Below are 12,711 nucleotides of genomic sequence, written 5' to 3'. Positions count from 1 at the left end.
TAGAGACACCGGGATTCAGCCGGTGCAGGCCTTGGTCACCTTCTCCACGTACGCCGCGCTCTCGGCGGTGACCTTCTGGGCGGCGTCGACGGCGTCGTTGACGTCGTTGACAGTGATGCCGCTCAGCGTCTTGGCCAGATCGTCGGAGGCCTCCTTGATCGTCGTGTTGGCCGCCTTGTCGGCGACGTCGTTGAGCTTGGCAGCGGCGTCGTCGATCGCCTTGTCCATCGCGGTGGGGTCGTCGGCGAACTTGGTGATCTGAGCGCCCAGGTCGGTGACGATCTTCGGGGCCTCGAGGCACGCTTGGGCCTTGTCGATGGTGTCGTTGACCTCGCCGCATCCGGCGGCGAAGACGCACACGGCGAAGGCGGCCAGGGGCACGAACCGGCTCTTGAGGAGACGCATGCTTTGACCCTACCCAACGCATTCCAAAGGATCCCTTGACTTCTCGGGGCAGGGTCACTCAAGATTCCAAGCATGTCTTTGGAATCTTCGGGGCGGCGGCGGCTCGACGACGCGGCGGCGATCCGGGCCTTCGCCCACCCGGTGCGCCTGGCGCTGCACGAGCTGCTGATGCGGGCGGGCGCGCTGACCGCCGCCGAGGCCGGGCGGGAGGCCGGCATCAGCCAGGCGCTGGCCTCGTACCACCTGCGGCAGCTGGCCAAGTACGGCTTCGTGGAGCAGGCGGAGGCCAGGGACGAGCGCGAACGGCCGTGGAAGGTGACGCAGACCGTCCAGGAGTGGGACGAGGTGGCCGCCGAGCCGGACCAGGCGGCCGCCCGGAGCCTGCTGGAGCAGGTCATCGCCGAGCGCGCGCTGGCGCGGCTGGCCGAGTGGCAGCAGCACCGGCCCGACGAGCCGATGCCGTGGCGGGCGGTCGGCGGGGTGGGCAACACGTACCTGTACGCCACGCCTGAGGAGGTGGCGGCGGTGAGCGCGGGCATCGAGGAGCTGCTGGAGCCGCTGAGGGCGCGCGTCGACGACCCGGCGTCGCGCCCCGCGAACGCCCGCCCGCTGTCCTGGACCCAGGTGGTCGCCCCGCTGCCGCCCACGGGTTCCGGTGACTGAGACGCGCCCCGCCGACCTGATGCGGGGGCTGTCGGGTGGTGGGCGCGAGATTCGGGCGCTGCTGGGCGGCAACCGGGACTACCGGCGGCTGCTGCTCGCGGGCCTGATCTCGCAGACCGGCGACTGGGTGATCGGCACCGGCCTGGCCTTCCACGTCTACCGCCTCACCGGCTCGACCCTGTCCGCCGCGGTCATGCTGCTGCTCTCCCGGCTGCCCGACGTGGTGCTCGGGCCGGTGGCCGGGGCGCTGGCCGACCGGTGGGACCGCCGGCGGCTGCTGGTCGCCACCGACGTGCTGCTCGCCCTCGGGTTGCTGCCGCTGGCGGCGGTACGCGAGCCGGGCCAGATGTGGATCGTGTACGCCGTCGCGCTCTGGACCGGCGTCCTGAGCACCGTGCTCGCGCCCGCCCAGAAGGCGCTCGTCCCGCAGATCGTCGCGGGGCCGCAGCTCGTACGCGCCAACGCCTTGCACGGCCAGGCCGGCCAGGCCGCCCGCCTGCTGGGCGCGATGCTGGGCGGGGCCGCGGTGAGCGCGGGCGGGCTGGCCGCCGTGGTCGCGATCGACGTGGCCAGTTTCGCGGTCTCGGCGGTCCTGCAGGCCGGGCTCAGGACACCCCGGCCTCCCGCCGGAACGGCGGCCGCGGGCGGGCGGCGGGGACCCGGGCTGGACGGGGGCGTGCGGCTGCCGGTCGCCGGGCGCGGCACGGGTGTGCGCATGCTGGTGGCGTACATGATGATCGTGGGGCTGGGTGAGGGCGTCTTCGCCACGCTCGCCGCGCCGTTCGTCTCCGACGTGCTCGGCGGCGAGGGCGACGCGTACGGGCTGTTCCTGTCGGCGCAGGCGGTGGGCGGGATCGCCGGCGGGCTGCTGGTCGCGCTGCACCCGGGCCGCGCCGCACCGCGGACGCTGCTCGGCGGCGCGACGATCGCCCTCGGGGTCGTGGACCTGGCCCTGTTCATGTATCCGCTGGCCGTGCCCGCGCTGTGGCCGGCGCCGGTGCTGATCGGGCTGGCCGGGCTGCCCGCGGCGGCGGCGACGGCCGGGTTCACCACGCTCGCCCAGACCGTGACGGACGACGCCCGGCTGGGACGGGTCTTCGGCGTGCTGGCCGGCGCGCACGCGGCCACGGGGCTGGCCGGCATGGCGCTGGCGGGGCTGCTCGGCGGCGTGGTGGGGATCGTGCCCGTGCTGTGCGTGCACGCCGCCGGGCTCGTCACGGCCGGAATCCTGGCGCTGACCTGGCGTCATGCGTGAACCGATATCGAGCTCTTCTCGATATCGCTATTAGACATGAGGTGATCGCGTCTGCTTTGCTCCTTGCCCACTGACGGACGACGGCAAGGACGACACCATGCGCAAGCGCCGGTTCACGGCTGCGACCACGTTGACGATCTCCCTCCTGGCGGCCGGCGCGCTGCCGGCGGCCCCTGCCACCGCGGCCACCGCGGCCACGGCCGGCACCTCGGCGCGGGCGTTCCCGCAGGAGGCGCAGGCGTTCTCTCGCGAAGCTCAGGCGCGCAAGGAGCTGCGGGCGCTGGAGAAGAAGTTCGGGGGCCGCATCGGCGCGTACGCCATCGACACGGCCACCGGAAAGACGATCGCCTACCGCTCGGCCGAGCGCTTCCCGCTGCTGTCCACGTTCAAGGCGATGGCCTGCGCGGCCGTGCTGCACAAGGCGCGCACCTCCGAGCCGGGGCTGATGGACAAGGTCGTGCACTGGACGGCCGGCGAGGTCAAGCCGAACTCCCCCACCACCTCCAAGCACGTGAAGGACGGGCTCACCGTGAGCCGGTTGTGCGAGGCGGCCATCACTCTGAGCGACAACACCGCGGGCAACATGGTGCTCAAGCAGATCGGCGGCCCTGCCGGGCTGACCCGGTACTTCCGCACGCTGAAGGACCCGCTCTCCCGCCTGGACCGCTGGGAGACCGAGCTGAACGACTGGACGCCCAAGGACAGGCGCGACACCACCACGCCCGCCGCCATCGCGCGCGACCTGCGCGCCGTCACGGTCGGGAGCGCGCTCGACGCCCGTGACCGCAGGCGGCTCAACGCCTGGCTGCGCGCGACCGAGACCGGCGACGCCCGGATCCGCGCCGGCCTGCCCAAGGGCTGGACGGTCGGCGACAAGACCGGGTCGAACTCGGCGTTCGGCGGCGGCAACGACATCGCGGTCGTCTGGCCGGGGAAGGGCGCCGCGCCCATCGTCATGGCCGTCTACACCCACCGGGCGGCGGGCCAGGCGGGCGACGACACGGCCATCGCGCGTACCGCCACCATCCTCGCCCGGGGCCTCGGCAAGCTCTGACGCGACGCGAGCCCGGCGGCGGCACAGCGGTGGCCCGGCGGCAGCGGCACAGCGGTGACGCGGCAGTGGTGGCACAGCGGTGACGCGGCAGTGGTGGCACAGCGGTGACGCGGCAGTGGTGGCACAGCGGTGACGCGGCAGTGGTGGCACAGCGGTGGCGCGGCAGTGGTGGCGCGGCGAGTGGCGCGGTGTCAGTGGCCGGGGGCGATCAGGGCGGTGGGGTCGATGACGCGGACCCGGGGGTCGCCGGGCTCGCGGCTCAGGCGGGAGACGAGGTCGGACGTGCCGCCCGGCCCGTCACCCGCCCGGCCGTCCCACACGACGACCGCGCGGGGGTCGGGGTCGAGCGCGAACGCCTCCTCGATCATCCACGCGTTCGTACGGGCGAACACCTCGTCACCTTCCGCCGCCCCGGCCGGCAGCGACCGCATCTCGGCCCGCCGGAGCAGGTCCTCGAACCGGGCGTGCCAGCTCGTGCCGGGCAGGTCGACCGAGCGCCGGGCGAACTCCGCGGGCGGCAGGGCGAGGTACAGCCGCACCGAGGCGCCGCGGCCCAGGCCGAGCTCGGCGCCGATGAGGTCGGCGCCCCGCGCCCCGCCGCAGAGCAGGACCGTCCCGGGGCCGACGTCCCATTCCTCGAAGACCGCGTCCATCCGGGCGGTGACCTCGCCGGTCACCCGCTGCGGGAAGCGCGGCGGCTCCCGGCCGGGCCGGTCGACCATGTGGCCGCTGACGATGAGGGCCCGCGTCACGCCTGTTCCTGTTCCCCGGCCACCGGCGGGGCCACCTGCTCGTTCTGGACCATGAGCTGCCCCCACTGGCCGTTCTCCGTACGGAAGATCTGCTCGATCCGGTCGATCTGCGGCGCGACGTCGTCATCGGGGCCGGCGGCGTCCCAGTCGAGGGCCGCCGCCCGCAGGTTCAGCGCCGCGTCCCCGTACAGTTTGCGCAGTTGCGCGAAGCCGATCAACGCCTCGTACGCCGTCACCGCGCCCGCCAGCGCCGCCAGCACGGCGGCCGCGACGCCGCAGGAGGCGCGGCCGGTGCCGGTCGCGACCTGGCCCGCCACGCCGGCCAGCGCCGCGAGGACGAGCAGCACGTTGCGGACCACGATCGCCTGGTGGCGGGCGCGGCCGTACTCCTCGGAGCGCCGCTCGTAGAAGCCGCGCTGCTCGCCGATGCGGAGGTCGCGGTAGAGCGCGCGGAACTGCGCCTGCCGTTCCGTCATTCCGGCTCCTGGTCCGACTCGATCGCGAGCACGGCGCGGCGGAGCGCGAGCTCCCTGTCCTGGCCCGCGTACGGGCCGGTCGCCGACAGGTAGCGGAAGTACAGGGCGCGCAGCCGTTCGGCCTTCACCCGGGCCGCGAGGTAGCCGTCGAGCGTCTCGCTCTCCTTGACGTACTTGGTGCTGGCGGCGAGCGCGATGCCGATCACGGCGAGCAGGACGGCCGGCCAGCGGTGGCCGGGCAGCGCGGCCTGCAGGCCGCCGAGACCGGCGATGAGGGCGGACCCGAGCAGGATGAGGACCTGCTGGCGGCGGTAGCGGTTCTGGTCGCGCAGCGCCGCCCCGTCGTACCGGGCGAAGGCGGGGCCCACCTCGCGGTCGAGGACCTCGAAGTCGGCGGCCAGCCCGGGGTAGGCCGCGCGCTGCGCGGCGGGGATCACCGTCCCGGACGTGACCGGTGCGCGGAGGGTGGGGAATCGCTCGAACAAGGGTGGCCTCACGGCTACCTCCCGCACCGGAGGGAGAAGGCGCTGTCGCTGTGGAATGTAAACAAAATCCGGGGCGCCCACAATGGAGCGTCAGGCCGGGGCGGGGCGGCGGGCGAGCCAGGTGGTGGGATGCCGGCGGATCTGGTCGATGGAGGTGAGGGCGGCCCCGATCACGGCGGCGTCCGGGCCGAGCAGGGCGGGCCGGAGGGTGATGGGCGCCCAGGCGGCGGTGAGGACCCGCCGGTCGATCTCGGCCCTGGCGTTCGCGGTGATCCAGGACGCCAGCAGGGCGAAGCTGCCGCCCAGCAGGACGGTGTCGATGTCGAGGATGTTCAGCATGTCGGCCAGCGCGATGCCGAGCGCGGTGCCGGCGGTGTCGAGGGCGGCGATGGTGGCGGGCTCGCCCGCCTCGGCCCGGCCGGTCGCGGCGGCGTCGGGGGTGGTGCCGGCGGGCGCGGGCCGGTCGCCGAGCACGGCCTGGAGGCTGGCGTACGTCTGCAGGCAGCCGCGCGACCCGCACGGGCAGGGGTTGCCGTCGGGGTAGACGGTCACGTGCCCGAGCTGGCCGCTCCAGCCGCGGGCGCCGCGCATGAGGTGCCCGTCGAGGACGATGCCGGCGCCGATGCCGAGCCCGCCCGAGACGTAGACGAAGCTGTCGAGGGCGTTGTCGCCGGCGTAGAGCTCGCCGAGGGCGGCCAGGTTGGCCTCGTTGTCGACGGTGATCGGGATGTCGAGGGGGTGGACGGCGCCGCGCAGCAGGGCCGTGGTGTCGACGTCGCGCCAGCCCAGCTCGGGCGCCGAGTGCACGACGCCGCCCTGCACGGGGCCGGGGACGGCGAGGGTGGCGGTGACGACGGTCAGGTCCTCGGCGGCGATGGCGTCGATGGCGGCCCTCGCCATGCGGGCCAGGTGCGCGAGCACGTCGGGCGCGCCCCGCCCCGCGTAGGTCGCGGGGTCGAAGGCCAGGTGGCGCACGGTGCCGGTGAGGTCGACGACGCAGGCGGCCAGGCCGTCGGCGCGGATGTCGAGGCCGAGCCCGGCGGGCCCCCTCTCGGACAGGGTCAGGCCGACGCGGGGGCGGCCCGCCCGCCCGTTGTGGGGCAGGCCGGCCTCGGTGATGAGCTGGCCCGCCAGGAGCTCCTCGGCGATGCGGGTGATGGTGGGGCGGGTCAGGCCGGTGGCCGTGGCGAGCTCGGTGCGGGAGATGGGGCCCGCGGCGGAGACGATGTGCCGGAAGACCAGCTCCAGGTTGATGGTGCGCAGGTTCTCCTGGCGTACGGGCTCCTCCTGCCGGCGGGGACTGCTCGGCCGGACCTGCGCGGTCATGCGGCCGACCGGGCGCCGTCGGCCAGCTCGGCGGCCTCGCCGGACGAGACGGCGCCGTCGATCACCACGGCGACGACGTGCCGGTCGAGGGTCTCGCCGGGCGCCAGCAGCAGCGGCTCGTCCCAGGCGGGCGACGAGCACACGCCGAGGTAGTCGCGGGCGCGGACGAACCAGCGGTCCCGCGCGGTGGCCTCGTCGGCGGGGGTGAACAGCGTCGTCCAGGCGCGGCCCTCGCGGTCGGCGCCGCTGACGGCGACCCAGTCGGCGGAGCGGCCGTGGACCCGCCCGACGTCGGCGCCGGCTGGGCTGAGCACCCGGGCGGGCCCGGTGAAGGCGGGGCCGCGCCAGAAGATGCCGCCGAAGCCGGCGCCGGCCCGGCCGAGCGCCGCGGGGCTGCGCCACGGCAGCGGCCGGTCGGTGGCGTTGGTCAGCCGGGTGCGGATGCTCAGCGACCACGCGGTCTCGTTCACCCACCGGCAGCTGATCGACCGGTGCTCGCGCAGCAGCGTGGCCTGGCGCGGGTCGGCCCATTCGAGCGTGTGGTGCAGCTCGGTGGTGGTGCGGCGCAGCCAGCGCTGGTGGCGCTGGGTGCCGTGGTTGTCGAGCCAGGCCGGGCCGTGCCCGGCGACGAAGGTGCGCCCGCCCCAGAAGTTGCGCCCGTCGAGGTCGGGGGCGGCCACGCTGATGCCGAACTGGTGGGGGTGGGAGTCGGGCGCCGCGTCGGTGACGGTCACCCCGGCCAGCGTGCGCACCGGGTGCAGGTAGGGGCGCGGGGACGCGGACAGCGGCAGGTCGGGCTCCCAGACGTAGTCGGCGACGTCGTGGCCGTGCAACCGCAGCACGGCGACGCCGCGCCGCCCGCCGGGAGACCGCATGGTCGCATCGCCGCCTCTCTTGGCCGTGCCGAGGCCGAGGGTGTCCCCCCAGGTCCGCTGTGCCTCCTGAGCGTACGGCACGTCCCGGATCCCTTGTTCGAGGGCTATTTCAGCCCGGTGGTGGCGATGCCCTTGACCAGGTACTTCTGACCGGCGATGAAGAACCCGACGACGGGCGCGAGCGACAGGAACGACATGGCGAACATCTGCCCCCACTGCGACTGCCCCTCGGAGTCGATGAACTGCCGCAGGGCCAGCGGCACGGTGTACAGCTCCGAGTCGGTCAGGTAGAGCAGCGGCCCGAAGAACTCGTTCCACACCGAGATGAACGTGAAGATCGCCGTGGTGGCGAACGCCGGCAGGCACAGCGGCATGATCACCTTCCAGAAGGTGCGGAACGGGCCGCACCCGTCGATGCGGGCGGCGTCGTCGAGCTCCTTGGGCAGGGCCCGCATGAACTGCACCATCAGGAAGATGTAGAACGCGTTGGTGGCCAGGAAGTTCGGCACGAGCAGCGGGTAGTACGTGTTGAGCCAGCCGAGCTTGGCGAAGACGATGTACTGCGGCACGAGCAGCACGTGTCCCGGCAGCATCATGGTGCCCAGCATCAGGGTGAAGAAGAGCTTGCGCCCGGTGAACCTCAGCCGCGCGAAGCCGTACGCCGCCAGAGAGCACGACACCAGGTTCCCGATGATGCTCAGCACGACGATGACGAACGAGTTGACCAGGTAGACGCTGAACGGGTGCTCGAGCGCGGTCCACCCGTCGGCGTAGTTTCCGGGGTTCCACTCGGCCGGCCACAGCGACAGGTCGGTGAAGATCAGCCCGTTCGGTTTGAGCGAGCTGGAGACCAGCCACGCCAGCGGATACATCATGACCGCGCCGACCAGGCAGAGCAGCACGTGCTTGGCGTACCGGGACCGGCGGGTCCTGCCCACGCGCTCGACGAAGGTTTCCTCAGTTGTCATAGAAGACCCAATACTTCGCGGCCAGGAAGTTGATCGCGGTGAACGCCGCGATGATCACCAGCAGCATCCAGGCCATGGCCGAGGCGTAGCCCATGTGGAACTGGGAGAACCCCTGCTGGTAGAGGTAGAGGTTGTAGAAGAGCGTGGAGCCCGCGGGCCCGCCGGTGCCGCCGCTCATGACGAATCCCTGGGTGAAGGTCTGGAACGACGAGATCAGGGACTGGATCAGGTTGAAGAAGATGATCGGGCTGAGCAGCGGCAGGGTGATCGAGCGGAACTGCCGCCACCGGGACGCGCCGTCGATGGCCGCGGCCTCGTAGTACATGCCCGGGATCTGCCGCAGCCCGGCCAGGAAGATCACCATGGGCGAGCCGAACGTCCAGATGTGCAGGACGATGAGCGTGGTGAGCGCGTAGTCCGGGTCGGTGGTCCAGCCGGGGCCGTCGATGCCGAACCAGCCGAGGAACGCGTTGACGATGCCGTCGAGGCCGAAGATGTAGCGCCACAACAGCACGATCGCGACGCTGCCGCCGAGCAGCGAGGGCAGGTAGAACACCGCCCGGTAGACGGGCAGCCCCCGCACGCCGCGGTTGAGCAGCATGGCCACCCCGAGCGCCGCCGCCAGCGACAGCGGCACCGACACGAACGTGTAGATGAAGGTGACCTTCAGCGACTGATGCAGCAGCGGGTCGCGGAGCATCTCCGCGAAGTTGTCGAGGCCGATCCACGTCGGCGGGTTGAGCAGGTTGTAGTCGGTGAACGCCAGGTAGAGCGAGGCGAAGAACGGGATGACCGTGAAGAGCATCCCGATGAACCACGGCAGCAGGAAGAGGTACCCGGCCCGGTCCTGGGGCGGCCTGGCCGGACGGCGGCGGCGCGGCCCGCCGGCCGGGGCCCCGTTCGCCGCCGGCCGGTCCAGGACCGGCGTGTCGATGGGCCGGCTCACCCGCCGAGGGCCTTCCTGCCCGCGTCGAGGAAGGCCCTGGCGGCCTGCTGGGGCGTCTGCCGCCCGAACTCCACCTCGGTGGCGATCGACTCCAGGCTGGAGGCGATGGCGCTCGAACCCGGCGGGTACGTGTACGCCCGCGGCAGGTCCTCCTTCTGCAGCGCGATGAGGTAGTCGGTGGCCACCTGGTCGTCGTGCGGCAGGCTCGGCTTGACCTCGGCGGCCACCTCCGCGTTGGCGGGCACGCCACGGGTCGTGCCGGTCGCCTTGGAGGCGTCCGGGTCGTTGATGAGGAAGTCGAGCAGCTTCAGCGCCTCGGCCTGGTGCTTCGACTGCGCGGCGATCGACCACAGGGCCGGCGTGTCGATCGACTGGCCGCGCCGCTTCTCCGTGGTCTCGCCGGGCATCCGCAGCAGGGCGAGGTTGCCGCCGGCCGCGGCGTTGTAGGACAGGAAGTTGTTGGTGGGGATGATCTGTGACGCGAGCGTGCCCTTGGCCAGGTACGACTGCTCGGCCCCGCCGCCGATGTTCTCGAAGAATCCGGCGGGCGGGAACCCGCCTTCCTTCCGCATCGCCTCCACCATCTCGAACCAGGCGACGATCGTGGCCTCGCTGATGCCGAGCCGGCCGTCGGAGGTGTAGAAGTCCTCGCCGCGCTGGCGGGTGTACACGATGATGTTGGCCAGGGTCGCCGGCTCGAACCCGGTCCCGTACACCTTCTTGCCACTGGCCTCGGAGATCTCGCGGGCGAACGTGGCCAGGTCCTTCCAGCCCCAGGTGTTCCCGTCGGGGATCTTGACGCCGTACTTCTCGGTCAGGGTCCTGTTGACCACGAAGCCGATGGTGTTCAGGCCGGAGGCGATGCCGTAGTTCTTGTCGCCCACGGCCGCCAGCGATTTGACGCTCTCGCTCAGCCCGGAGACGCCCACGGCGCCGGTGTGCCGGTTGAGGTCGAGCAGGGCCCCGCGGTCGGCGTACTCCCGCAGGCTGTCCATGCGCATCATCATCAGGTCGGGCGGGTCCCCGGCGGCGAAGCGCGTGGCCAGCTTGTCCTTGTACGGGCCGCTGTCCTGGTACTCGGTCTTCACGGTGACGCCGGGGTTCTTCTTCTGGAAGATGTCCAGCGCCGCCTGCGTCTTCTGCGCCCGGGAGGCGTCGCCCCACCAGACCATGTTGAGCTGGACGCCACCTCCCTCGGATCCGTCGCCGCCGCCGCCGAATCCCCGGCCGCACGCCGTCAGTCCGGCGCCGAGGCCGGTCAGCGCGGCCAGCTTCACGAGGTTGCGGCGGCTCAACACCATCGGAACGGGTCGAGGGGTCATCTCGGGGCGGTCCCTTCGGAAGGACGCCGGCGGGCCGGCGGCGTGACGTGCTGGGGAGTGAGGCCCTGAACCGGAACTGGCGCCGGGGCCGGGAACGGGGACGGCCGCGTGCGGCTCGCCGCGGGCACCCGGGCCGGGACGCCGCTGTCACGGCGGCCGGGCTCGCCGGCGGCGACGGCGGTCCGCGGGGAGGCGGGCCGCCCGTCCGATTAGAAGAGGACGTTACGACGGCATTTCCGGTTACGTCAACCCATGAAACAAATAGGGCGAGGGCCCTCCATGAACGCCACGGGCATGGTCATAAGATTCTGGTATGGCAACTTGTGAGCATCTTTCCCAGGCAGGCGACCCCACGGCGACGACGCCGAAGGGGTGCGCGGAGTGCCTGGCGGACGGGGGCCGGTGGGTGCACCTGCGGCGCTGCCTGGACTGCGGCCACATCGGGTGCTGCGACTCCTCGCCCAGCAAACACGCCACCAAGCACTTCCATGACACGGGTCACCCGGTGATCCAGTCGTTCGAGCCCGGCGAGGACTGGCGGTGGTGCTTCGTGGACAGCCAGATGGGCTGACCCGGGCCGACGCTCCGGGCTCGCGCCTCTAGCGCTCCAGGATCGCCTCTTCGAAGTCGAGCTCGGCCATCACCTTGCGCAGCACCTCGTCGTCGAGGCGGCGCTCGTCGCGCAGGCGCACGAAGACCTGCCGCTCGGCCTGGAGCATGTCGCGCCGCAGGCGGCGGTAGAGGGCGCTGGGGGTCTCCGCGCCGCCCGGCCCCGTGCCGCCGCCCAGGCGCTCCCACGCGGTCAGCGAGCGGCGCCACGACTTCTCCCTGAGCTGGTCGATGACCTGTCTCTGGATCTCGTCGGGCTCGCCGTCGGCCTCCACCAGCCGCTCCAGCTCCGCCAGGCCGGCCTCCAGCGCGGCCTGCTGGGCCGACGCCTCGGCCAGGCGGTCCTCGTAGTGCTCGCGCTCGCTCGACACGCGCAGCCGCCTGATCAGCGCCGGGAACGTGGTGCCCTGGATGAGCAGGGTGCCGATCACGGTGGTGAACGTCAGGAAGAGCAGCATCGCGCGATCGCGCTCCGGGATCCCCGGCGGGAGCGCGAACGCGGCGGCCAGCGACACCACGCCGCGCATGCCCGCCCAGCCGAGTATCACCGTCTGCGGCGCGCTCGGCTGGGTGTCGCGCCTGCTCAACGCCCCGATCAGGTAGGTCACCGCGAACACCCACACGAACCTGCTGGCGATCGTCACCGCCAGCACGGCCGCCGCGTATCCCGCCACGGCCCACGGGCTGTAGCCGGAGATGCCCTGGACCACGGTGGCCAGCTGCAACCCGATCAGCGCGAACACGATCGTCTCGAGGAAGAAGTCGGTGACCTTCCACACGGCGTCGGACACCAGCCGCGTGCCGAACCCCCGCAGGTGCATCCGGTTGCCCAGGTAGAGGCCCACGATCACCACGGCGATCACGCCGGAGGCCTCCACCGACTCCGCCGCGAGGTAGGCGGCGAACGGGATCAGCAGCATCAGCGTGTTCTCGACCAGCGAGTCGCGCGTGCGCTGGAACAGCCAGGCCAGCACGAACGCCAGGGCCAGCCCGATCGCGACGCCGCCCACCGCCGCGAACGCGAACTGCTCGAGGCTGTGCCACAGGTCCACGGTCCCGCCTACGGCGGCCCCGACGGCGACGCGGTACGCCGTCAGCGCGGTGGCGTCGTTGAACAGGCTCTCCCCCACCAGGATCGTCAGCGTCCTGCGGGGCAGCCCCAGCCGGCGGCCGACCGCGACGGCCGCCACGGCGTCGGGCGGCGCGATGATGGCGCCGAGCGCGAACGCCAGCGCGAGCGGCAGCGAGGGCAGCAGCAGGTGCACGACCAGCCCCACGATCGCCGTGGTGAAGATCACCAGCCCGATCGACAGCAGCGCCACGGCCCGCTTGACGTCACGCAGCCGCAGGTAGGAGCTGTCGAGCGCGGCGGAGTAGAGCAGCGGCGGCAGGAACACGAACAGCACCAGGTCCGGATCCAGCGGCACCGCCGGCACCAGCGGTGAGACCAGCAGGCCCGCGGCCACCAGCAGCAGCGGCGCCGGCCACCCCCTGCGCCGCGCCACGGCGGCGACGGCCACCGCACCGCCGAGCAGCAGCAGCAACTGCAGGCCCAAGGTCGGATTCACCGGCGCT

14 protein-coding genes are annotated in these 12,711 nt (G+C 72.5%); 4 read left to right on the top strand and 10 right to left on the bottom strand.

The features are described from left to right. Positions 1-15 precede the first annotated feature (15 nt). Positions 16-405 carry a hypothetical protein gene (locus tag FH608_RS27200; protein WP_139633425.1) on the bottom strand — a complete coding sequence of 130 codons (390 nt, stop codon included), beginning with the start codon at positions 403-405 and terminating at the stop codon, positions 16-18. Positions 406-477: 72 nt separating this feature from the next. On the opposite strand from FH608_RS27200, the gene FH608_RS27195 reads away from it, so the two are divergent. From FH608_RS27195 to bla, 3 genes are all read left to right on the top strand, one after another. Continuing rightward, a complete protein-coding gene (locus FH608_RS27195; RefSeq protein ID WP_139633424.1) occupies positions 478-1,068 on the top strand; it encodes a helix-turn-helix domain-containing protein in 591 nt (196 codons plus the stop codon). Continuing rightward, on the top strand, positions 1,061-2,323 hold the full coding sequence (locus tag FH608_RS27190; RefSeq protein WP_139633423.1) for an MFS transporter: 1,263 nt from the start codon (positions 1,061-1,063) through the stop codon (positions 2,321-2,323). The genes FH608_RS27195 and FH608_RS27190 overlap by 8 nt, the downstream gene beginning before the upstream one ends. A gap of 97 nt (positions 2,324-2,420) precedes the next feature. Then, the gene (gene bla / locus FH608_RS27185; protein ID WP_139633422.1) at positions 2,421-3,377 is read left to right on the top strand and encodes a class A beta-lactamase; all 957 of its coding nucleotides are present in this window, start codon (positions 2,421-2,423) and stop codon (positions 3,375-3,377) included. Positions 3,378-3,568: 191 nt separating this feature from the next. Here the strand turns inward: bla and FH608_RS27180 are convergent, their stop codons facing one another. The 8 genes from FH608_RS27180 to FH608_RS27145 form a co-directional block, all read right to left on the bottom strand. Then, positions 3,569-4,129: a hypothetical protein gene (locus tag FH608_RS27180; protein WP_139633421.1), complete on the bottom strand. Its 561-nt coding sequence runs from the start codon at positions 4,127-4,129 to the stop codon at positions 3,569-3,571. Beyond that, entirely contained in the window at positions 4,126-4,605 is a 480-nt protein-coding gene (locus FH608_RS27175) for an SLATT domain-containing protein (protein WP_139633420.1), read from the bottom strand. Before FH608_RS27175 ends, FH608_RS27180 begins: the two co-directional genes overlap by 4 nt. Then, the gene (locus FH608_RS27170) at positions 4,602-5,102 is read right to left on the bottom strand and encodes a DUF4231 domain-containing protein (protein ID WP_193318637.1); all 501 of its coding nucleotides are present in this window, start codon (positions 5,100-5,102) and stop codon (positions 4,602-4,604) included. Before FH608_RS27170 ends, FH608_RS27175 begins: the two co-directional genes overlap by 4 nt. A 78-nt stretch (positions 5,103-5,180) precedes the next feature. Then, complete coding sequence (locus tag FH608_RS27165; RefSeq protein WP_139633418.1) at positions 5,181-6,416, bottom strand: ROK family transcriptional regulator; 1,236 nt, start codon at positions 6,414-6,416, stop codon at positions 5,181-5,183. Next, positions 6,413-7,372, bottom strand: coding sequence for a DUF6807 domain-containing protein (locus FH608_RS27160; RefSeq protein WP_226899946.1), 960 nt, complete (start codon positions 7,370-7,372; stop codon positions 6,413-6,415). Before FH608_RS27160 ends, FH608_RS27165 begins: the two co-directional genes overlap by 4 nt. Positions 7,373-7,395: 23 nt before the next feature. Then, a complete protein-coding gene (locus tag FH608_RS27155; RefSeq protein ID WP_139633417.1) occupies positions 7,396-8,259 on the bottom strand; it encodes a carbohydrate ABC transporter permease in 864 nt (287 codons plus the stop codon). Then, positions 8,249-9,205, bottom strand: coding sequence for a carbohydrate ABC transporter permease (locus FH608_RS27150; protein ID WP_226899945.1), 957 nt, complete (start codon positions 9,203-9,205; stop codon positions 8,249-8,251). Before FH608_RS27150 ends, FH608_RS27155 begins: the two co-directional genes overlap by 11 nt. Continuing rightward, positions 9,202-10,527, bottom strand: a complete 1,326-nt coding sequence (locus FH608_RS27145) for an ABC transporter substrate-binding protein (protein ID WP_226899944.1) — start codon at positions 10,525-10,527, stop codon at positions 9,202-9,204. Before FH608_RS27145 ends, FH608_RS27150 begins: the two co-directional genes overlap by 4 nt. A 313-nt stretch (positions 10,528-10,840) precedes the next feature. Here FH608_RS27145 and FH608_RS27140 point away from each other — a divergent pair, with 313 nt between their 5' ends. Then, positions 10,841-11,098 carry a ubiquitin carboxyl-terminal hydrolase 14 gene (locus FH608_RS27140; protein ID WP_139633416.1) on the top strand — a complete coding sequence of 86 codons (258 nt, stop codon included), beginning with the start codon at positions 10,841-10,843 and terminating at the stop codon, positions 11,096-11,098. A gap of 28 nt (positions 11,099-11,126) precedes the next feature. Here the strand turns inward: FH608_RS27140 and FH608_RS27135 are convergent, their stop codons facing one another. Beyond that, complete coding sequence (locus FH608_RS27135; protein WP_139633415.1) at positions 11,127-12,704, bottom strand: Na+/H+ antiporter; 1,578 nt, start codon at positions 12,702-12,704, stop codon at positions 11,127-11,129. Positions 12,705-12,711 lie beyond the last annotated feature (7 nt).

Source organism: Nonomuraea phyllanthi (assembly GCF_006334985.2).
GTDB classification, from domain to species: Bacteria; Actinomycetota; Actinomycetes; order Streptosporangiales; family Streptosporangiaceae; genus Nonomuraea; species Nonomuraea phyllanthi.
This window is presented reverse-complemented; position numbering and strand designations above follow the sequence as displayed.

Excerpts from the sequence above, each read along its gene's own strand:
- FH608_RS27140 (WP_139633416.1), top strand. The coding sequence starts at position 10,841 with ATGGCAACTTGTGAGCATCTTTCCCAGGCAGGCGACCCCACGGCGACG.
- bla (WP_139633422.1), top strand. The coding sequence starts at position 2,421 with ATGCGCAAGCGCCGGTTCACGGCTGCGACCACGTTGACGATCTCCCTC.
- FH608_RS27195 (WP_139633424.1), top strand. The coding sequence starts at position 478 with ATGTCTTTGGAATCTTCGGGGCGGCGGCGGCTCGACGACGCGGCGGCG.
- FH608_RS27175 (WP_139633420.1), bottom strand. The coding sequence starts at position 4,605 with ATGACGGAACGGCAGGCGCAGTTCCGCGCGCTCTACCGCGACCTCCGC.
- FH608_RS27165 (WP_139633418.1), bottom strand. The coding sequence starts at position 6,416 with ATGACCGCGCAGGTCCGGCCGAGCAGTCCCCGCCGGCAGGAGGAGCCC.
- FH608_RS27200 (WP_139633425.1), bottom strand. The coding sequence starts at position 405 with ATGCGTCTCCTCAAGAGCCGGTTCGTGCCCCTGGCCGCCTTCGCCGTG.
- FH608_RS27145 (WP_226899944.1), bottom strand. The coding sequence starts at position 10,527 with ATGACCCCTCGACCCGTTCCGATGGTGTTGAGCCGCCGCAACCTCGTG.
- FH608_RS27155 (WP_139633417.1), bottom strand. The coding sequence starts at position 8,259 with ATGACAACTGAGGAAACCTTCGTCGAGCGCGTGGGCAGGACCCGCCGG.